We start from the raw sequence: 19,098 nt of genomic DNA, 5'->3' as shown, positions 1-19,098 counted from the left end.
CGCGAAGGATGCGCCATGCCACTTCCCTGGAAACTCCACGGCGACGGAAAGAACGTCTCGGCCTCCACGGTCGTGCTGCCAGGCGAGCGGCTCACCTGGCCGCGCACCATCGGCCTCGGCGCCCAGCACGTCGTCGCGATGTTCGGCGCGACGTTCCTCGTCCCCGTCCTCACGCACTTCCCGCCGAGCACCACGCTGCTGTTCTCCGGCATCGGCACCATCCTGTTCCTGCTGATCACCGGCAACCGGCTGCCCAGTTACCTGGGGTCGTCGTTCGCGTTCATCGCGCCGATCACCGCCGCCACGGTCAGCAACGGGATGGGCAGCGCCCTGTTCGGCATCGTGGCCGTCGGCATCCTGCTGGCCATCGTGGGCGGGATCGTCGTCCTGACCGGCACCGGGTGGATCGACGCCCTGATGCCGCCTGTGGTCGCCGGTGCCATCGTGGCGCTGATCGGGTTCAACCTGGCGCCCGCCGCAGGCAAGAACTTCATGGCGGCGCCGTGGACGGCCATCGTCACGCTGCTCGCGGTCCTGCTCAGCACCGTGCTGTTCAGGGGCCTGCTCGGCCGCCTGTCGATCTTTATCGGCGTCGTGGTCGGCTACATCTTCGCCGTCATCCTCGGCGAGGTCGACTTCTCCGCCGTCGCGAAGGCCGACTGGATCGGCTTCCCCACGTTCGCGTTCCCTGCCAACCCGTTCGAGAACCCCGGCGCGACGTTCGGCATCCTGCCCGCCTTCCTCCCCGTGGTGCTCGTGCTGGTGGCGGAGAACGTCGGCCACATCCGCGGCGTCGCCCAGCTCACCGACCCGGCGGTGAACAAGCTCACCGGCCGCGCGCTCTTCGCCGACGGCCTGGCGACCACCATCGCCGGCTTCTTCGGCGGTTCAGGCACGACGACGTACGGCGAGAACATCGGCGTGATGGCCGCCACGCGCATCTACTCGACCGCCGCGTACTGGGTGGCGGGCTTCGTGGCCGTGCTGCTCGGCCTCTCGCCCAAGATCGGCGCGGTGATCAACACGATCCCTGCCGGAGTGCTCGGCGGCGTGACCACGGCGCTCTACGGCCTCATCGGCATCATCGGCGTGAAGATCTGGCTCGACAACAAGGTCGACTTCTCCAAGCCGGTCAACCAGTTCACCGCGGCGACGGCCCTCATCATCGGCATCGCAGACTTCACCCTGCACCTCGGCCAGCTCACCTTCAACGGCATCGCCCTCGGCACCATCGCCGCGATCGTCGTGTACCACCTGATGCGCACCATCGCCCGCCTCCGCGGCACCGACTGAGCGGACACCTCGTGCCCCGGCCTGCGACGGCCGGGCGCACCGTTTACTGGTGGAAGAACGGGATGATCAGGTAGAGCCCGTACAGCACGGCGAGGCCGCAGCCGACGAAGCAGGCGTACGCGCCCGTCAGCGCCCAGCGCTTCTGGGCGTCGGACAGCGGGTTCTTCTTGCGGGCCTTCGCCGCCTTCTTGAGCGCGCGGGCCGCTTCCTCCGGCGAGATGACCGTGATGGCGTCCGTGAACTCGACCGGTTCGACGAACAGGGCGCGGCCGGCGACCGCGAGCAGGCGCGTGCCGAACGCGTACAGGCCGACGACCACGCAGGCGCCGACGATGGATGCGGCGAAGACGACGAGGAAGGCGATCCAGTCGATCATGCTGACTCCTTCTCCTTGCCGCGCGGCTTCTTGAGCGGCTTCACCTTCTTGATCTTGACGGCGCGACCGGATGCGGCCACCTCGCTCACGCCCTGCACGGGTGCAGGGGCGACGGCGTTCTTGCTGTCCACCTTGTTGCGGCTGGAGAGCCAGAAGATCAACACGATCACCACGACCGCTGCGATGGCGTCGATGGCGAGGCCGATCGGGCCGAGGTCGACCAGCCAGGCGGAGACGGCGCCGACGATTCCCGCTGCGGGGAGGGTGAGCAGCCAGCCGAGGGCGATCCTGCCGGCCGTTCCCCAGCGCACGGAGGCGCCACGGCGGCCGAGACCGGAGCCGATGACGGAGCCGGAGGCCACCTGCGTCGTGGACAGGGCGAATCCGAGGTGGCTGGAGGCCAGGATGGTCGCCGCCGTGCTCGTCTCCGCCGCGAAGCCCTGCGCGGGCTTCACCTCGGTGAGGCCGCGGCCGAGCGTGCGGATGATGCGCCAGCCGCCGGAGTACGTGCCGATCGCGATGGCGAGCGCACAGGCCACGACCACCCAGAGCTCCGGGCCGGACCCGGCCGTCTGGACCCCGGCGGCGATGAGGGTGAGCGTGATGACGCCCATCGTCTTCTGCGCGTCGTTGGTGCCGTGCGAGAGCGCGACGAGGGAGGAGGAGAAGATCTGGCCGTAACGGAACCCGCCGCGACCATCGGGGCGACCGTCGTAGCGGCGGGTGATCCAGTATGCGAGCTTGGTCGCGCAGTACGCGACGACGCCGGCCGTGACCGGGGCGATCAGCGCGGGCAGGATGACCTTGTCGAGCACGACGACGAAGTCGACGGAGCCGAGGCCGGCGCCGACGAGAGCCGCACCGATCAGACCGCCGAACAGGGCGTGGCTGGACGAGGACGGAAGTCCGAGCAGCCAGGTCACCATGTTCCAGATGATCGCGCCGACGAGACCGGCGAAGATCAGCTCAGGGGTGATCTGGACACCCCCTGACCCCTCTTTGATGATGCCGCCCGAGATGGTCTTCGCGACCTCGGTGGAGAGGAACGCTCCGACCAGGTTCAGGACGGCGGCGAGGGCGACAGCGACCTTCGGCCGCATGGCGCCGGTGGCGATGGGAGTGGCCATCGCGTTCGCGGTGTCATGGAAGCCGTTGGTGAAGTCGAAGAACAGGGCCAGCGCGATGACCAGCACGACGATGAGGGTGAGATCCACCGGATACTTTCTCGTGTCGGGACACAGTCCTCCCCGCCAGAGTTCATCGGGGATTCATGCAAATGACCTGGCGCTGTTAGGCAACCACGAAAATACTCACACGGCAGCGGGATCAGGTCAACTTCACGCGGAGGCTCGCGGGGCGAGCGGCCGGGGTCCGAGGACGAGATCGACCAGCCGCGCCGCGAATCCCGCGTCGGAGGGCGCGCCGGCGAGCGCGCGGAAGATCAGAGCGCCGATCACGGTCTCGCTGACGTCGTCGATCGGGAGGTCCGCCCGCAGCTCTCCGGATGCGCGTGCATCCCTCAGCCTGGTGGCGAAGAGCCGGGGATCGGCGAGGGACTCGCGCAGCCTGCTGCCGACGTCGGCGTTCTCCGTCGCCGCCGCGATCAGCGAACGGAACAACCCCTCTCCCGCAGGGCCCTCGAGCACGGACAGCACCTCGGTGAGCCACGCTGTGAGGTCGTCCCTGAGGTCTCCGGTGTCTGCGAGGACGAAACGCTCCGGCAGCAGCATGCCTTCGAGCAGGCACTCGGCGATCAGCGCGCTCTTGCCGGACCACCAGCGGTAGACGGTCTGCTTGCCCACCCCTGCACGAGCGGCGATGCCCTCGATGCTGAGGTGGTCGTAGCCTCGCTCGGCGAAGAGCGCTGCCGTCGCTTCGAGGATCGCGAGCCGCGCCGCTTCGCTGCGGGGTGCTCCTCGTCGTCCTTCCGGCATGGCTCACAGCTTACCTGCATTTATCGAGACGAACCGTTGCGTATTATCGACGCGGACGCCACGAAAGGGATGCGAAATGGCCGAACTGCTGTACCGCCTCGGGAAGTTCTCCGCACGCAGAGCCTGGCGGGTGGTGATCGCCTGGATCATCGTGCTCGGCATCGCCGTCGGCGGATTCCTGATCGGATTCAAGGGCCTGACGACGAGCTTCGATGTGCCGGGGACCGCATCCGGTGCCGTGGTGGACCAGCTCACCAAGAAGCTCCCCGACTACGCCGGAGCCTCGGGAACCGTGGTGTTCCAGACGAAGGACGGCACGGCGTTCACCTCCGAGCAGCGCGACGACATCAGCGCACTCGTGAAGGACGGGGACGGCCTGCCGGACGTGGCAGACATCATCGACCCGTTCAGCACGGAGAAGCAGCGAGCGGATCGCCAGGCCCAGGTCACCGACGGACGCGCACAGCTGGACCAGGCATCCGCGCAGCTCGACGCAGGGCAGCAGCAACTGGATGCGGCGAAGCAGCAGCTCGAAGCGGCAGGGCTGCCGACCACCCAGCTCGACGCCCAGCAGCAGACGATCGACGCGAACGAGGCCACGATCACTGCGAAGCAGAAGGAGCTGGAGCAGGGGTCGGAGCTCCTGAAGCTGTCCGACGGCATCCGCGTTGTGTCGAAGGACGGCGCGACGGCGCTGGTGAACGTGGCGTTCACCGAGCCGCGCCTCGAACTGTCGGAGGACTCCAAGCAGGCCGTCATCGAGCACTTCGAGTCGAAGCCGATCGACGGGGTGACCGTCTCGTTCTCCACCGACATCGCGCAGGGCGTTCCGCAGATCGTCGGCGTCGGCGAGGCCGTCGGCGTCGTGTTCGCCGCGATCGTGCTCGTCGTGGTGCTCGGCTCGCTCGTCGCGGCAGCGCTCCCCCTCGTCACCGCCCTGTTCGGCGTCGGCGTCGCAGCGCTCGGCTCGCTGGCGTTCTCCGGCATCGTGGACATGGCGTCCGTGACGCCCGTGCTCGCCATCATGCTCGGCCTCGCAGTCGGCATCGACTACTCGCTGTTCATCGTGAAGCGGCACAGACGCCAGCTCCTGGAGGGTGCGGAGCCGCACGAGTCCGTCGGCCTCGCGAACGGCACATCGGGCAACGCCGTCGTGTTCGCCGGCACGACCGTCGTCGTCGCACTGCTCGCCCTGAACGTCACCGGCGTGCCGTTCCTCGGCCTGATGGGCACGGTCGGCGCCGTCGCCGTGATCCTCGCGGTGCTCATCGCGATCACGCTGACGCCCGCCATCCTCGGCCTCCTCGGCACCCGCCTGCTGTCCAAGCGGGCGAGGGCGAAGGTCGGCCAGGTGCACCACGACGACACCGCGGCCAAGCCGATGTCGACCTGGCGCGCCGTGATCACGGTCGTGGCGACCGCCGCCGCGCTGCTGGTCGTCGCCATCCCCGCCCTGTCGATGCGGGTGGGCCTGCCGGACGGTTCCTCCGAGCCCGTCGGCTCGACCACGTACAACGCGTTCCAGCAGACGGCGGACGCCTTCGGCGACGGAGCGACCGGTCCGCTGCTGGTCACCGCGAACATCCCGGCCGGGCTGCAGGACGACCAGGTGACATCGACGCAGCTCGACATCGCCGGGAAGCTCGCCGACCAGAAGGACGTGGTCGCCGTCGCCCCGATCGCGGTCTCGGACGACCACAGGCTGATGGCGTTCCAGGTCGTCCCGGCCGAAGGCCCGAACAGCGTCTCGACCGAGAAGCTCGTCGGCGACCTCCGCGCCATCGGGAAGGTGAACGGCGACATCACCCTCGGCGTCTCCGGCCAGACCGCGATCAACCTCGACATCTCGCAGAACCTCGCGGATGTGCTGCCGCTCTACCTGCTGGTGGTGGTGGGGCTGTCACTGCTGATCATGATCCTGGTGTTCCGCTCGCTGCTGGTGCCGCTGATCGCGACGGGCGGCTTCATCCTGTCGCTGTTCGCGACCTACGGCGCCATCACGGCCCTGTTCCAGTGGGGCTGGGGCGCCGAGGCGCTCGGCATCCACACTGGCCCCATCCTGAGCTTCCTGCCGGTGATCCTGGTCGGCATCCTGTTCGGGCTCGCGATGGACTACCAGCTCTTCCTGGCCTCCGGGATGCGCGAGGCGTACGTGCACGGCGCCCCCGCGCGCCTGGCGGTCGTGAAGGGCCTGCGGGCGGGCCGCACCGTGGTGATCGCGGCGGCCCTCATCATGATCTCGGTCTTCGGCGGCTTCGTGTTCAGCGACTCCACGATGATCCGTTCGATCGGCTTCGGCCTCGCCTTCGGCGTGCTCGTCGACGCGTTCGTGGTGCGGATGCTGCTGATGCCGGCCCTGATGCACCTGCTCGGCCGCTCGGCGTGGTGGCTTCCGCGCTGGCTCGACCGCGTCCTGCCGAACGTGGATGTGGAGGGCGCTGCACTCGAGCGCCGGCACCACGTGGGGTGACCACGGCGGTGGGGCGGGCTACAGCCGCCCCACCCCTGTCACCGACACCACGGCGACCCCCGCCTCTGCCGAGGCGGCGAGCAGCACCTCGGCGGTGATGCCCCAGTCGTGGTCGCCCGCCGGATCGGCGAGGATCTGCCGCACCTTCCACACACCGTCGGCCGCCGCCGCCGTCTCGTCGACGATGATCATCGCCGCCGAGCGCGCCGCAGCATCCTTGCCGATCTCGTCGTGGTCCGCGTAGTACGCCTCCAGCGCCTCATCCCAGTCGAGCTCCGTGAAGGTCGGGGTGGCCAGGCCGGCCAGTGACGCCGCCTCGACCTCCACCGCTCCCAGGTCCTGCACCCTGTCGAGGGCGGCGAGCTGCACGCGGCGGAACAGCTCGTTGCGCACCAGCACGAAGAACGCGCGCCGGTTCGTCGTGACATTGCGGGGTGGAGGAGGGGCCAGCTCGCTCGCGGAGGCGGCGTGGGCGGACGCATCCGGGTGGATGAGCTCCTCCCACTCGTCGAGCAGGCTGGAGTCGACCTGCCTGACCAGTTCGCCGAGCCACTCGATCAGGTCGCGGAGGTCGTCCGTGCGAAGGTCGGCCGGCACCGTCTGGCCGAGGGCGCGGTACGCGTCGGACAGGTAGCGGAGCACCACTCCCTCCGAGCGGGCGAGCTTGTAGAGGGCGATGTACTCGCCGAACGTCATCGCGCGCTCGTACAGGTCGCGCACCACCGACTTCGGGCTGAGCTCGAAGTCGGCCACCCAGGGCTGGCTGGCGGCATAGGTGGAGAACGCCGCCGCCAGCAGTTCGGCGTGGGGCTGTGGATGCGTGACCTGCTCCAGCGCCTCCATCCTGTCGTCGTACTCCACGCCGTCCGCCTTCATCGCCGCGACGGCCTCTCCGCGCGCCTGGAATTGCTGCGCGGACAGCACAGGGCGCGGGTCGTCGAGGGTCGCCTCGACCACGGACACGATGTCGAGCGCGTACTCCGGCGCCTCGGGGTCGAACAGCTCGAAGGCGGCGAGCGCGAACGGGGACAGCGGCTGGTTGAGAGCGAAGTTCGGTTGCAGGTCCACCGTCAACTGGATGCGCCCGTCGACGTTCTCCACCACGCCCGCGGTGAGCAGGGAGCGGTACAGGCCGATGGCGCGCCTGGCGAGGGCGAGCTGCCGTTTCCATGGCTCGTGGTTGTCGAACACCAGGGCGCGGACGTGCCCGTAGACGTCTCCCCCGCGGCCGATCACGTTGATGAGCATCGCGCTGGTGATCTGCATGGAGGAGGTGAGGGTCTCCGGTTCGGCCTCGATCAGCTTCCTGAACGACGGCTCGCCCCACGACACGAACCCGTCCGGCGCCTTCTTGCGGACGATCTTGCGACGCTTCTTCGGATCGTCGCCCGCCTTCTCGATCGCTTTCAGGTTCTCCGACTCGTGCTCGGGAGCCTGGGCGACGACCGTGCCTGCCGTGTCGTAGCCCGCCCGCCCTGCTCGCCCGGCGATCTGGTGGAACTCGCGGGCGTTGAGCTGCCGCATCCTGGTGCCGTCGAACTTGGTGAGGGCGGTCAGCAGCACCGTCCTGATCGGGACGTTGATGCCGACGCCGAGCGTGTCCGTTCCACAGATCACCCTGAGCATCCCCCGCTGGGCCAGCTGCTCGACCAGCCTGCGGTACTTGGGCAGCATCCCGGCGTGGTGCACGCCGATGCCCTGCCTGAGCAGGCGCGAGAGGGTCTTGCCGAACGAGGTCGTGAACCGGAACTCGCCGATCAGCTCGGCGATCGCATCCCGCTGCTCCCTGCTGGCGATGCGCGCGCTGGAGAGCGCCTGCGCCCGTTCGAGCGCTGCGAGCTGGGAGAAGTGGACGATGTAGATGGGCGCCTGCCCCGTGCTGAGGAGGTCTTCGACCGTCTCGTGCGCCGGGGTGACCTCGTAGTAGTAGTGCAGAGGCACCGGACGCTCGACGCCGGTGACGGTCGCCGTCTCGCGGCCAGTGCGCGCGCTGAGGTCGTCGGCGAGCGCCGTGACGTCGCCGAGGGTCGCCGACATGAGCACGAACTGCGTGCGAGGCAGAGTCAGCAGCGGCACCTGCCACGCCCAGCCTCGGTCAGGGTCGGAGTAGAAGTGGAACTCGTCCATCACCACCTGGCCCACCGGGGTGTCCGCCCCGTGGCGGAGGGCGAGGTTGGCGAGGATCTCAGCTGTGCAGCAGATGATCGGGGCGTCGGCGTTGACCGCGGAGTCTCCGGTCATCATGCCGACGTTCTCCGCGCCGAAGATCTCGACAAGGGAGAAGAACTTCTCCGAGACGAGCGCCTTGATCGGCGCGGTGTAGAAGCTGCGCTCCCCGCGAGCGAGCGCGGCGAAGTGGGCGCCGACGGCGACGAGCGACTTGCCGGTGCCTGTCGGTGTGCTCAGGATGAGGTTCGCTCCCGCGACGACCTCGATCACCGACTCGTCCTGGGCCGGGTAGAGGCTGATGCCGCCCTCCTCCACCCACGCCACGAAGGTGTCGTAGAGGGCGTCGTCGTCCAGGCTGGCTGGACCGGTGTAGCCGGGGATCGTCCCGACGCGGAGCTGACTGCGTTCTGACATCGTGACCCAAGCCTCCCACGCCCGTGCCGCACTCGACATCGTCACAGCTTGCGCGCCTAGCCTCGCGCCATGGTGTCGTTCTGGCGTCCGGCCGCTGCCGGGGTGGCGAGCGTGCTCGCCGGTGTCGGTGCAGGGGAACTCGTCAGTGCGTTCCTCGTGCAGAACGGCAGCCCCGTGCTCGTGGTCGGCGCTCTGATCATCGACCTGGTGCCCGCCTGGCTGAAGGAAGGCGTGATCGCCCTCTTCGGCACGGGCGACAAGGCGGTGCTCGTCGTCTCGCTCGCCATCGTCGTGCTCGCTGCCGGAGCGCTCGCCGGATGGCTGGAACTGCGTCGGCCGCCGCTCGGGCGCATCCTGATCGGCGTCGGCGGCGCTGTCGGCGTGTTCGCCGCGCTCACCCGCTCCGGCGCCGGGCTGCTGGATGCCGCGCCCTCCGTGGTCACGGCGGCCGTCGGCATCATCGCGCTCGGCATCCTGGCGAGGATGCTGCGCGGCACCTCCCCCACCAGGATCGCGCCGGACGGCTCTGTGACGCGACGCCGGTTCCTCGCGGCGACGGGCACCACGGCCGCGGCGGGGGCGCTCGCCGTGATCGTCGGCCAGGTGGTGGCGACCGGCTACCGCACGGCCGCGGCGGCGCGGGCGGCGTTCCACCTGCCGAAGCCCGCGGTCGTCGCGCCGCCCATCCCCGCGGGAGCGTCGTTCGACATCGCCGGGCTCTCCCCCATCGTCACGCCGAACGCCGACTTCTACCGCATCGACACCGCACTGCAGATCCCCGGCATCGACCCTGCCACCTGGAAGCTGCGCATCGTCGGGATGGTCGAGAACGAGGTCGAGCTGACCTTCGCCGAACTCCTGAAGCTGCCGCTGGAGGAGTCGACCACCACCCTCACCTGCGTCTCGAACGAGGTGGGCGGCGACCTGATCAGCAACGCCACCTGGCTGGGATACCCCATCCGGCATCTCTTGGCGCGCGCGAAACCGAGCGCGGACGCCGACATGGTGCTGTCGAAGAGCCAGGACGGCTGGACGGCCAGCACGCCGATCGAGGCCCTGACCGACGAGCGGAACGCCATCCTCGCCGTCGGGATGAACGGCCAGCCGCTGCCGCTGGAGCACGGCTACCCGGTGCGGATGGTCGTGCCCGGGCTCTACGGGTACGTGTCCGCCACGAAGTGGGTGGTCGAGCTGAACGTGACCAGGTTCGACAAGGTCACCTCGTACTGGACGGATCGCGGCTGGTCGCAGCGCGGGCCCGTCAAGCTGTCGTCCCGCATCGACGTTCCTGCGTCCGGCCGTCAGGTCGCCGCTGGAACGGTCGCGGTGGCCGGCGTCGCCTGGTCGCAGCACGTCGGCGTGAGCGCCGTGCACGTGCGGATCGACAGCGGCCCGTGGGAGGAGGCGACCCTCGCAGACGCGATCTCGGTGGACACCTGGCGCCAGTGGAAGTACGCCTGGCCGGCCACCACGGGGACCCACACCATCACGGTGCGCGCAACCGATGCGCACGGCACGGTCCAGACCTCGAAGGTCGCCGACGTCGTGCCCAACGGCGCGACGGGCCTGCACAGCATCCAGGTCACGGTCGCCTGACCCGCCGTGACGGTTCCTGCCGTCGAGCGAGGATACTGGGTGCATGGGCATCCCTCCCCTCGTCGCACCCGGCTCTGAGCTCTCGCCGGAGCGCGAATCCCGCTACGCCCGCACCGCGCGACTGCCAGGATTCGGGATGCTCGCCCAGCGTCGTCTCCGCAACGCCCGCATCCTCGTGGTCGGCGCCGGCGGGCTCGGTTCCGCTGTGCTCCCGCTGCTGGCCGCGTCCGGCGTCGGAACCATCGGCATCGTGGACGACGACAGAGTGGAGCCGAGCAACCTGCCGAGGCAGACCGTTCACACCCCGGCCGACGTCGGCCGCGGCAAGGCGGCCTCCGCGGCGGAGACCGTCCGCGCTCTCGACGCGGAGACCGAGATCGTCGTGTTCCCGGAGCGGCTGACGGCGCAGAACGTCGAGCGCATCCTGACCGGGTTCGACCTGGTGCTCGACGGAAGCGACAACTTCCCCACCCGCTACCTGGTGAACGACGCTGCCGTGCTCGCCGGGCTGCCCGTGGTCTGGGGCGCCGTGCACCAGTTCGGCGGTCAGGCCGGCGTGAGCTGGGCGGAGCACGGCCCGCACTACCGCGATCTGTTCCCCGTGCCGCCGGAGCCTGGCAGCGTTGCGAGTTGCGCGGAGGCCGGCGCGCTTCCCTCGGTGTGCGGCGTGATCGGCAGCGTCATGGTGAGCGAGGCCGTGAAACTCGTCACCGGCACCGGCGTTCCGCTGCTCGGCCGCGTGCTGATCCACGACGCCCTGCGCGGGGACACCCGCGAGCTGGCATACGAGCGCGACCCCGGTGCATCCCCCATCACCGGCCTGATCGACTATGAGGAGTTCTGCGGAGTGACAGACACCATCAGCCCGTCCGAATTGCATGCCCGCCTGCTGGCAGGGGAACCGCACACGCTGCTCGACGTGCGAGAGCCGTGGGAGGCGGACATCGCCGAGATCCCCGGCTCCCTGCTCGTGCCGCTCGGGGTGGTGATGGCCGACCCAGCAGGCGTCGCTGCGCGGCTCGGCGACGATCCTCTCGTGATCGTCTGCCACCACGGCGTGCGCGCGGAGACCGCACGGGCGAAGCTGGCGGAGGCGGGCGCATCCGGGATCGTGCTCGCCGGCGGCATCGACGCCTGGGCCAGAGACATCGACGGCGACCTGGCGCGATACTAAGGACATGACGCCACCGCGCACGGTCGAGGAGCACGCAGAGACCATCGCCCGCCTCGTCGAGCCGCTGCTCGCCGTTGCGGCCGCGGAGCGGGTCCCGCTGGCGGAGGCGTCCGGCAGGGTCACCGCCGTCGCCGTGCGCTCGGACGTCGACCTGCCACTGTTCCGCAACTCGCAGATGGACGGATACGCCGTGCGCTCCGCCGACATCGAGCACACGCCCGTCGCCCTCGAAGTGAGAGGGGACATCCCTGCCGGGCACACGGTGCCGGTGGTCCTCACCCCGGGAACCGCCGTGCGCATCATGACCGGCGCTCCTGTGCCGAGCGGCGCGGACGCCGTCGTGCCGGTCGAGGACACCGAGCTGGTGCTCGGCCGCGACGACGACCTCTCCGGCGCCGTTGTCGAGATCCGCCGCTCCCGCCGCCCAGGAGAGTACGTGCGCGAGCGCGGCAGCGACCTGCGCCGCGGCGACACCCTGGTGGATTCCGGCACCCGGCTGGCCGCCCGCCACCTGGCCGCCATCGCAGCGGCGGGGGCGGAGGCGGTGGAGGTGCGCGCCCGCCTGCGGGTCGGCATCCTGACCACCGGCGCCGAACTGGTGGCCGCGGGCGCGACCGCCGAGTTCGGCCAGGTGTTCGACGCGAACGGGGTGGCGCTCGCCGCCCTGGTCGAGGAGTGCGGCGCACTCGTCTCCGTGCGGACGGCGACGACCGACGACCACGCCGAGTTCGAGCGCGCCCTGCAGCACGCGGTGAGCGTGAGCGACATCGTCGTCACTTCCGGCGGCATCTCGAAGGGCGCGTACGAGGTGGTGCGGGAGGTGCTGGAGCCGCACGGCGCCGAGGTGGTGACGGTGGCGATGCAGCCGGGTGGGCCGCAGGCGACCGGCGTGGTCTCCGGGGTTCCCGTGCTGTCGTTCCCCGGCAACCCGGTGAGCACCCAGGTCTCGTTCACGGTGTTCCTGCGCGACCTGCTGCGCGCCTCCGCCGGGCTTCCCGCCGCACCGCCGTCTCCTGCGCCGCTCGCCGCGGCCGTGCACTCCGTCGCAGGCAAGCGGCAGTTCCTGCGCGGCAGGCGCCTGCAGGACGGCACGGTGCAGCAGGTCGCCGGCCCCAGCTCGCATCTGGTGGCGGCGATGGCGCGTTCCGACGTGCTGATCGAAGTGCCGACGGACACCGTGGACCTCGCGGAGGGCGACGACGTGACAGTGTGGACCCTATGAGCGGACTCAGCCACATCGACGGCGAAGGCAGGGCGCGGATGGTCGACGTCGGAGGCAAGCAGGAGACGGACAGGGTCGCCGTGGCCAGCGGCCGCGTCGTGACGCGCTCCGACGTCGTGCGCCTGGTCAGGGCCGACGACCTGCCCAAGGCAGATGTGCTGGCGACGGCGCGGCTGGCCGGCATCGGCGGGGCCAAACGCACCTCCGAGCTGATCCCGCTGTGCCACCCGCTGCCGCTGACGGCCGTGGACATCGTGTTCTCCCTGGATGCCGACGCCGGCGTCATCGCCATCGAGGCGACCACCCGCACCCACGGGCGCACCGGGGTGGAGATGGAGGCGCTGACGGCCGTCGCTGTCGCCGGGCTGACCCTGCACGACATGATCAAGGCGGTCGACCCTGCGGCGACGCTGACGGACGTGCAGCTCGTCTCGAAGAGCGGAGGCAAGCGCGGCGACTGGCGGCGCCAGAGCGCGGAGACGGAGGCGGAGTCGCTGTCGGAGGAGTCGCAGGCGGCGGAACCGACGGCCGCGGTCGCCACGGAACCCGCCGCATCCACCGCCGTCGTCGTGGTCTCCTCCACGCGGGCCGCAGCGGGCGAGGCGGAGGACACCACCGGCCCGGTGATCGCGGCGTGGCTCGGCGAGCGGCAGCTTCCAGCGGAGGTGCGCGTGGTCGCCGACACTGACATCGCCTCCGCGATCCGGGATGCGGTGCTCGCCCGCCCCGCCGTCCTCCTGACCACGGGCGGCACCGGCGTCTCCCCCACCGACCGCACCCCGGAGGCGACGGCCGCCGTGCTCGACCGCACCCTGCCAGGCGTCGCGGAAGCACTCCGCGCCCGCGGGGCGGAGCACACGCCGCTCGCCGCGATCAGCAGGGGCGTGGCAGGGGTCGCGGGAAGGACGCTGGTGGTCAACCTGCCCGGCTCGCGCGGCGGCGTCGCCGACGGCCTGGCCGTGCTCGCCGACCTGCTCCCGCACCTGCTCGACCAGCTCGGCGGGGGCGACCACACCCGATGAGCGACGTGTACGCCGCCATCAGCGCCGACCCCCTCGACGGCTCGACGGTCGACGAGTTCGTCTGGCGGTCGGGGTCCGGCGCCGTCGTGTCGTTCCAGGGGATCGTGCGCGACCACGACGGCGGCCGTGGCGTCGTCTCGCTGGACTACCGGGCGCATCCGGAGGCCGAGCGATTCCTCCGCGAGTGCTGCGAGGAGATCGCGGCGCGCAGCGGTCTGCGGGTCGCCGCAGAGCACAGGGTCGGCTCGCTGACCATCGGCGACCCAGCACTCATCGCCGCCGTCGCAGCACCGCACAGGGCGGAGGCGTTCGAGGCCTGCGCCGCCCTGGTCGACCTCATCAAGACCAAGGTGCCGATCTGGAAGCGCCAGCACTTCGCCGACGGCGTCTCCGAGTGGGTCGGCCTCTAGCCGCCCCTCGCCCTCCCCTCCGCCCCTCTCCCACGCAATCGAGTCCGAAGTTGTTCAGGCGACACGCCGGGCATTGAGCTGAACAACTTCGGACTCGATTGCTGCGGAGGCGCAGACGCGGGGATAAAGTGGGCGCTGTGCCGCAGATTCGGGTGAAAGACGCTTCGCTGTACCTCGGGGTGAGCGACGACACGGTCCGCCGCTGGATCGACGCCGGACTGCTCGGCAGCGCGAAGGACGACGCAGGGCGCACCGTGGTCGACGGCTACGAGCTCGCCCAGCTCGCCAAACAGAACGCCGTGCTCCCCACCGATCCGTCGGGTGTGGCGCGATCGGCACGCAACCGCTTCGTCGGCCTGGTCACCAGCATCGTCGTCGACACCGTCATGGCGCAGGTGGAGCTGCAGTGCGGCCCGCACAGGGTGGTGTCGCTGATGAGCAGCGAGGCCGTGCGGGAGCTCGGGCTCGAACTCGGCTCCGTGGCCGTCGCGGTCGTCAAAGCCACCACCGTCATCGTCGAGACCCCCATCGGAAAGGACTGACCGTGCGCAAGCGGATCGTCGCAGCAGCCGTCATCGCGGTAGCAGCTCTCGCCCTCACCGGATGCGCGGCCTCCTCCGCCCCCGCCTCCAGCGCATCCACGGGGTCGCCGTCGGCGGATGCCGTCTCAGGGACGGTCACCGTGTTCGCCGCAGCCTCGCTCACGGCCACCTTCACCGACCTGGGGAAGGCGTTCGAGGCAGAGCACCCTGGGGCGAAGGTGACGTTCAGCTTCGCCGGATCGTCCGATCTGGTTTCCCAGATCACCGAGGGAGCGCCCGCCGACGTGTTCGCGTCGGCCGACGAGGCCAACATGGCCAAGGTCACCACCGCGAAGCTGGCCGACGGCGAGCCTGTCGACTTCGCCACCAACGTCCTGGCCATCGCCGTGCCTCCCGGCAACCCCGCGAAGATCACCGCGTTCTCCGACCTGGCGAAGCCGGGGGTGAAGACCGTCGTCTGCGCCCCGCAGGTGCCGTGCGGTGCAGCCACCGTGAAGGTGGAGGCGTCGAGCGGCGTGACCCTGACGCCGGTGAGCCAGGAGTCGTCGGTGACCGATGTGCTCGGCAAGGTCGAGTCCGGCGAGGCCGACGCCGGCATCGTCTACGTCACCGACGTCAAGGGCGCGGGAAGCAAGGTCGACTCTGTGCCGTTCCCGGAGGCTGCGTCGACCGTCAACACCTATCCGATCGTTGCTCTGAAGGCAGCGGCCAATCCCTCCGGGGCCGCGGCGTTCGTCGACTTCGTCACCGGTGAGAAGGGCCGCGCGGTCCTGAAGACCGCCGGCTTCGGAGCGCCGTAGACCGTGGGATCGTCTCCGCGTCGGCTGGACGTGCCGACCTGGGTCGTCGTGATCGCGGTCGTCGGCGGCCTGTTCGTGCTGCTGCCGCTGGTGGCGATGCTGGTCAGGGTCGACTGGGCCGACTTCCTCCCGCTGATCACATCGCCTTCGTCGCTGGACGCGCTCTGGCTGAGCCTGCGCACCTCCGTCGCCGCCACGGCGCTGTGCGTGCTGCTCGGCGTGCCGATGGCGACGGTGCTCGCGCGCGTGCCGTTCCCCGGCCAACGGGTGGTGCGCGCCATCGTGCTGCTCCCGCTGGTGCTGCCTCCGGTGGTCGGCGGCCTGGCACTGCTCTTCCTGTTCGGCAGGCGCGGTCTGCTCGGCGGAGTGCTCGACGTGGCGTTCTCGACCACGGCGGTGATCCTCGCGCAGACGTTCGTCGCCCTCCCGTTCCTCGTGCTGAGCCTCGAGGGCGCGCTCCGCACGGCTGGGACCCGCTTCGAAGCCGTCGCCGCCACCCTCGGCGCCCGGCCGGCGACCGTGTTGTTCCGGGTGACATTGCCGCTGGTGCTGCCTGCGCTGGTCTCCGGCGCGATCCTGTCGTTCGCGCGGGCGCTCGGCGAGTTCGGCGCCACCCTCACCTTCGCAGGGAGCCTCCAGGGCGTCACGCGCACACTGCCGCTGGAGATCTACCTCCAGCGCGAGACGGACCCGGACGCGGCGGTCGCCCTGTCCCTGGTGCTGATCGTGGTCGCCGTGATCGTGGTCGCCGTCGCGCACGGAGCGGGCGAGCCGGCCCGCCGCCGTCTGAAGGTCGCCCGATGAGCGGGGCGGCCGTCCGGCTGCGCGCGACACTCGCTGAGCGCGGCGTCGACGTCGACCTCTCCGTCGCAGACGGGGAGACCGTCGCCGTGCTCGGCCCGAACGGCGCAGGCAAGTCCACCATGCTCGGGATGCTCGCCGGGCTGATCCGCCCGGACACCGGCCGGGCGACGCTCGGCGACGACGTGCTGTTCGACCTGCCTGGCTCCTGGACTCCTCCGCACCGCCGCGGGGTCGCGCTGCTCGCGCAGGAGCCCTTGCTGTTCCCGCATCTGACCGTTCGGCAGAACGTGGAGTTCGGTCCGCGGGCAGCACGCGCATCCCGTGCGGATGCCCGCTCTGTCGCGGACGGGTGGCTGCGCACGGTCGGCGTCGACGGGTTCGCCGCGCGCCGCCCTGACGAACTCTCCGGCGGCCAGGCGCAGCGCGTGGCCGTCGCCCGTGCGCTGGCAGCGGAGCCGCGACTGCTGCTGCTCGACGAACCGCTCTCCGCGCTCGACGTCGCGGTGACCGGCGACGTGCGGCAGACGCTCGCACGGGCCCTCGACGGCCGCACCGCCGTCATCGTCAGCCACGACGCGCTCGACGCCTACCTGCTCGCCGATCGCGTGATCGTGCTGCACGACGGCCGCATCGTCGACGACGGCCCCGTCCGCGACGTCCTCGACCGGCCGCGCAGGGCGTTCACCGCCGAGCTGACAGGGGTGACGCTGCTGACGGGGCGGCGCACCGCATCCGGGATCGTCACCGACGACGGCCTCTCACTCGCGGCGACCGTCGTGGAGGCCGCTGCTCCCGGCGACCGGGTCGCGGCGGCCGTTCGCCCGTCGAGCGTGCGCGTGCTCGCCGCGGAACCGGGCACGGCGACGGCCAACCTGATCTCCGCGGTGGTGACCGGTCTCGAGCCGCGCGCCGACCTCGTCCTGGTGCGCACCGACACTCTCCCTGCCCTGGTCGCGCCGTCGATCGTCGCCGACCTGGCGCTCGCCCCCGGCACGCCCGTCACCCTCGCCGTCTCCCCCGACGACCTCCGCGTCTACCCCGCCTGACCCCGTCCGGCCGTCCCCCCGGCCGGGTGCCGGGTCAGTGACCGCCGATGCCGGAGCCGATCATGCCGTGGCCGCCGTTGGGATTGCGGGAGGGCACCGGCTCGTCGAATCGGGCGTTGGCCTTTCCTGGACGGCTCTCCGGAGCGAGCCGCGAACGGGCAGCGGCGACGAGCGCCACGACCATCGCGGCCAGCAGCACCAGTCCGAGTGCGGCAAGCGCCCAGCCTGCTGCGCTCCCGAACCCGATCATCACGACGCCGATCGGCCCTGTCAGCCACGCGCCGACACCGGCGACGACCGCCGCGACCACCAGCAGCGCCACCCGGCGACGCCGCCGCTGCATCGCCTCGAACTCGCTCATCAGCGTGCCTGTCTCAGCCTGTGTACTCATCGCGCGCCTCCCCTGCTCAGCCCCACCTGTGCCCCCAACCTAGCGGATGCGGGGTCAGCCGCCCGCGAACGGCGGAAGCACATCCACGGTCCCCGTCACCCGTCGCTCAGGGTCGCGGGACACGACCGCATCCACCAGGAACGACCCGGACCGCAGCACCAGCTCCATCGGCGCCCCGTAGCGCGCGAGCAGTTCGGCGCGCAGTGCGCCGAGGGTCGCGTCCGCCAGCTGGATGCGCTCCTCCTGCCGCCCCGCCGCCCCCTCCGCCGCGGCGAAGTACCGCACGAGCACCGTCGCCGCAGCCCCGTCCGCACTGTCAGCCACCGATCGCCCCCATGCTCCTGCGCGGAGGGACGAACCCGGCCGCGTCGATTCCGTGCCCTGCCTGCTTGCCCCACATCGCCCCGCGCCACCAGCGCGCGATCTCCGCGTCGTCCGCCCCGCCGCGGAGCAGACCGCGCAGGTCGGTCTCGTCGTCGCCGAAGAGGCAGGAGCGCACCGTCCCTTCCGCCGTGATCCTGGTGCGGTCGCACGCGGCGCAGAACGAGCGGGTCACCGACGCGATGATCCCGACCGTCGCCGGTCCGCCGTCGACCAGCCACTCCTCCGCTGGGGCGGACGGGTCGTCCCTCCCCGCCTCCGTGAGCGTGAAGCCGGTGCCGAGCACGTCCAGGAGTTCGGCGGCAGGCACCATGTTGTCGCGCATCCAGGTGTGGTCGGCGTCGAGCGGCATCTGCTCGATGAAACGCAGGCGGCAGCCGTTCTCGATCGCCCAGGCGAGCAGGGCGGGCGCTCCGGCGAGCGTTTCGCGCATCAGCACCGCGTTGAGCTTCAGCGGGGTGAGCCCTGCGTCGTGGGCGGCGCGGATGCCAGCCATGACCGCGGGGAGCCTGTCGCGCCTGGTCAGGCGGGCGAAGTGCTCGCGGTCGACCGTGTCGAGCGAGACGTTCACCCTGGTGAGGCCCGCATCCACCAGGCTCCGGATGCGGTGGTCCAGCCCGATCCCGTTGGTCGTGATCGAGAGGTCCACCCCTGGCGCCGCCTCCGCGGACAGCCCGACGATCTCGGCGAGGTCGGCGCGCATCAGCGGTTCTCCCCCGGTGAACCGCACCTCGGTGATCCCCAGGTCGCGCGCGGCGATGCGCACCAGCCTGGCGATCTCGGCGGCGGTCAGCAGCTCCTCGCGCGGGATGCTCGGCAACCCGTCCTCCGGCATGCAGTACGTGCAGCGCAGCGAGCACTTCTCTGTGACGGACACTCGCAGGTCGCGGGCGACCCTGCCGAACCGGTCGATCAGGCCGGGGACAGCGGGGCGTCCGTCGAGGCTCGGCGCGCTCCGCGGCGCAGTCTCCCGTCGCGCAGCGTCCCGCAGAGCGGCGCTCCGCGGTGTGCCGAGATTCACGACGGTCATTCCATCACCATAGACCGCGCCGCC

Annotated in this window: 18 protein-coding genes; 11 read left to right on the top strand and 7 right to left on the bottom strand. The window is 70.8% G+C overall.

Annotated elements, in window-relative coordinates; all coding sequences use genetic code 11:
- Positions 1-15 precede the first annotated feature (15 nt).
- On the top strand, positions 16-1,293 hold the full coding sequence (locus ACIRCZ_RS01240; protein WP_402848772.1) for a uracil-xanthine permease family protein: 1,278 nt from the start codon (positions 16-18) through the stop codon (positions 1,291-1,293).
- 43 nt (positions 1,294-1,336) lie between these two features.
- Here the strand turns inward: ACIRCZ_RS01240 and ACIRCZ_RS01235 are convergent, their stop codons facing one another.
- From ACIRCZ_RS01235 to ACIRCZ_RS01225, 3 genes are all read right to left on the bottom strand, one after another.
- On the bottom strand, positions 1,337-1,669 hold the full coding sequence (locus tag ACIRCZ_RS01235) for a hypothetical protein (RefSeq protein WP_055892361.1): 333 nt from the start codon (positions 1,667-1,669) through the stop codon (positions 1,337-1,339).
- A complete protein-coding gene (locus tag ACIRCZ_RS01230; protein WP_055892358.1) occupies positions 1,666-2,883 on the bottom strand; it encodes an inorganic phosphate transporter in 1,218 nt (405 codons plus the stop codon). Before ACIRCZ_RS01230 ends, ACIRCZ_RS01235 begins: the two co-directional genes overlap by 4 nt.
- Positions 2,884-3,006: 123 nt before the next feature.
- Positions 3,007-3,603, bottom strand: coding sequence for a TetR/AcrR family transcriptional regulator (locus ACIRCZ_RS01225; RefSeq protein WP_402848768.1), 597 nt, complete (start codon positions 3,601-3,603; stop codon positions 3,007-3,009).
- 76 nt (positions 3,604-3,679) lie between these two features.
- On the opposite strand from ACIRCZ_RS01225, the gene ACIRCZ_RS01220 reads away from it, so the two are divergent.
- On the top strand, positions 3,680-6,073 hold the full coding sequence (locus ACIRCZ_RS01220) for an MMPL family transporter (protein ID WP_402848765.1): 2,394 nt from the start codon (positions 3,680-3,682) through the stop codon (positions 6,071-6,073).
- A gap of 18 nt (positions 6,074-6,091) precedes the next feature.
- On the opposite strand, the gene ACIRCZ_RS01215 is transcribed toward ACIRCZ_RS01220, so the two are convergent.
- A complete protein-coding gene (locus ACIRCZ_RS01215) occupies positions 6,092-8,656 on the bottom strand; it encodes a DEAD/DEAH box helicase (protein WP_402848762.1) in 2,565 nt (854 codons plus the stop codon).
- Positions 8,657-8,725: 69 nt separating this feature from the next.
- Here ACIRCZ_RS01215 and ACIRCZ_RS01210 point away from each other — a divergent pair, with 69 nt between their 5' ends.
- From ACIRCZ_RS01210 to ACIRCZ_RS01170, 9 genes are all read left to right on the top strand, one after another.
- Complete coding sequence (locus ACIRCZ_RS01210; RefSeq protein WP_055892341.1) at positions 8,726-10,252, top strand: molybdopterin-dependent oxidoreductase; 1,527 nt, start codon at positions 8,726-8,728, stop codon at positions 10,250-10,252.
- A 43-nt stretch (positions 10,253-10,295) separates the two neighbouring features.
- The gene (locus ACIRCZ_RS01205) at positions 10,296-11,426 is read left to right on the top strand and encodes a ThiF family adenylyltransferase (RefSeq protein ID WP_402848759.1); all 1,131 of its coding nucleotides are present in this window, start codon (positions 10,296-10,298) and stop codon (positions 11,424-11,426) included.
- 4 nt (positions 11,427-11,430) lie between these two features.
- Positions 11,431-12,648 carry a gephyrin-like molybdotransferase Glp gene (gene glp / locus ACIRCZ_RS01200; protein WP_402848756.1) on the top strand — a complete coding sequence of 406 codons (1,218 nt, stop codon included), beginning with the start codon at positions 11,431-11,433 and terminating at the stop codon, positions 12,646-12,648.
- Positions 12,645-13,670, top strand: coding sequence for a bifunctional molybdenum cofactor biosynthesis protein MoaC/MoaB (gene moaCB / locus ACIRCZ_RS01195; RefSeq protein ID WP_055892330.1), 1,026 nt, complete (start codon positions 12,645-12,647; stop codon positions 13,668-13,670). Before glp ends, moaCB begins: the two co-directional genes overlap by 4 nt.
- The gene (locus tag ACIRCZ_RS01190) at positions 13,667-14,080 is read left to right on the top strand and encodes a molybdenum cofactor biosynthesis protein MoaE (RefSeq protein ID WP_402848751.1); all 414 of its coding nucleotides are present in this window, start codon (positions 13,667-13,669) and stop codon (positions 14,078-14,080) included. Before moaCB ends, ACIRCZ_RS01190 begins: the two co-directional genes overlap by 4 nt.
- Positions 14,081-14,217: 137 nt before the next feature.
- The gene (locus ACIRCZ_RS01185; protein ID WP_402848748.1) at positions 14,218-14,622 is read left to right on the top strand and encodes a molybdopterin-binding protein; all 405 of its coding nucleotides are present in this window, start codon (positions 14,218-14,220) and stop codon (positions 14,620-14,622) included.
- Positions 14,619-15,422, top strand: a complete 804-nt coding sequence (gene modA / locus ACIRCZ_RS01180; protein WP_402851599.1) for a molybdate ABC transporter substrate-binding protein — start codon at positions 14,619-14,621, stop codon at positions 15,420-15,422. Before ACIRCZ_RS01185 ends, modA begins: the two co-directional genes overlap by 4 nt.
- Positions 15,423-15,425: 3 nt before the next feature.
- Positions 15,426-16,226, top strand: a complete 801-nt coding sequence (locus ACIRCZ_RS01175; protein WP_402848744.1) for an ABC transporter permease — start codon at positions 15,426-15,428, stop codon at positions 16,224-16,226.
- Complete coding sequence (locus ACIRCZ_RS01170) at positions 16,223-17,272, top strand: sulfate/molybdate ABC transporter ATP-binding protein (RefSeq protein WP_402848741.1); 1,050 nt, start codon at positions 16,223-16,225, stop codon at positions 17,270-17,272. Before ACIRCZ_RS01175 ends, ACIRCZ_RS01170 begins: the two co-directional genes overlap by 4 nt.
- Before the next feature lie 34 nt (positions 17,273-17,306).
- On the opposite strand, the gene ACIRCZ_RS01165 is transcribed toward ACIRCZ_RS01170, so the two are convergent.
- From ACIRCZ_RS01165 to moaA, 3 genes are read right to left on the bottom strand one after another with little or no spacing between them, the layout of a single operon-like run.
- Positions 17,307-17,663: a hypothetical protein gene (locus ACIRCZ_RS01165; RefSeq protein ID WP_402848738.1), complete on the bottom strand. Its 357-nt coding sequence runs from the start codon at positions 17,661-17,663 to the stop codon at positions 17,307-17,309.
- Between the two features lie 54 nt (positions 17,664-17,717).
- Positions 17,718-17,987 carry a MoaD/ThiS family protein gene (locus tag ACIRCZ_RS01160; RefSeq protein ID WP_402848735.1) on the bottom strand — a complete coding sequence of 90 codons (270 nt, stop codon included), beginning with the start codon at positions 17,985-17,987 and terminating at the stop codon, positions 17,718-17,720.
- Positions 17,980-19,074 carry a GTP 3',8-cyclase MoaA gene (gene moaA, locus ACIRCZ_RS01155; protein ID WP_055892309.1) on the bottom strand — a complete coding sequence of 365 codons (1,095 nt, stop codon included), beginning with the start codon at positions 19,072-19,074 and terminating at the stop codon, positions 17,980-17,982. The genes ACIRCZ_RS01160 and moaA overlap by 8 nt, the downstream gene beginning before the upstream one ends.
- Positions 19,075-19,098 lie beyond the last annotated feature (24 nt).

The sequence above is a fragment of the Leifsonia sp. NPDC102414 genome (assembly GCF_044765685.1).
Taxonomy (GTDB): Bacteria; Actinomycetota; Actinomycetes; order Actinomycetales; family Microbacteriaceae; genus Leifsonia.
This window is presented reverse-complemented; position numbering and strand designations above follow the sequence as displayed.

What these genes read in the sequence shown, in the direction of transcription:
- ACIRCZ_RS01240 (WP_402848772.1), top strand. Translation starts at nt 16, where the DNA reads ATGCCACTTCCCTGGAAACTCCACGGCGACGGAAAGAACGTCTCGGCC.
- ACIRCZ_RS01235 (WP_055892361.1), bottom strand. Translation starts at nt 1,669, where the DNA reads ATGATCGACTGGATCGCCTTCCTCGTCGTCTTCGCCGCATCCATCGTC.
- ACIRCZ_RS01225 (WP_402848768.1), bottom strand. Translation starts at nt 3,603, where the DNA reads ATGCCGGAAGGACGACGAGGAGCACCCCGCAGCGAAGCGGCGCGGCTC.
- ACIRCZ_RS01220 (WP_402848765.1), top strand. Translation starts at nt 3,680, where the DNA reads ATGGCCGAACTGCTGTACCGCCTCGGGAAGTTCTCCGCACGCAGAGCC.
- ACIRCZ_RS01215 (WP_402848762.1), bottom strand. Translation starts at nt 8,656, where the DNA reads ATGTCAGAACGCAGTCAGCTCCGCGTCGGGACGATCCCCGGCTACACC.
- ACIRCZ_RS01210 (WP_055892341.1), top strand. Translation starts at nt 8,726, where the DNA reads ATGGTGTCGTTCTGGCGTCCGGCCGCTGCCGGGGTGGCGAGCGTGCTC.
- ACIRCZ_RS01205 (WP_402848759.1), top strand. Translation starts at nt 10,296, where the DNA reads ATGGGCATCCCTCCCCTCGTCGCACCCGGCTCTGAGCTCTCGCCGGAG.
- glp (WP_402848756.1), top strand. Translation starts at nt 11,431, where the DNA reads ATGACGCCACCGCGCACGGTCGAGGAGCACGCAGAGACCATCGCCCGC.
- moaCB (WP_055892330.1), top strand. Translation starts at nt 12,645, where the DNA reads ATGAGCGGACTCAGCCACATCGACGGCGAAGGCAGGGCGCGGATGGTC.
- ACIRCZ_RS01190 (WP_402848751.1), top strand. Translation starts at nt 13,667, where the DNA reads ATGAGCGACGTGTACGCCGCCATCAGCGCCGACCCCCTCGACGGCTCG.
- ACIRCZ_RS01170 (WP_402848741.1), top strand. Translation starts at nt 16,223, where the DNA reads ATGAGCGGGGCGGCCGTCCGGCTGCGCGCGACACTCGCTGAGCGCGGC.
- ACIRCZ_RS01165 (WP_402848738.1), bottom strand. Translation starts at nt 17,663, where the DNA reads ATGAGTACACAGGCTGAGACAGGCACGCTGATGAGCGAGTTCGAGGCG.
- moaA (WP_055892309.1), bottom strand. Translation starts at nt 19,074, where the DNA reads ATGACCGTCGTGAATCTCGGCACACCGCGGAGCGCCGCTCTGCGGGAC.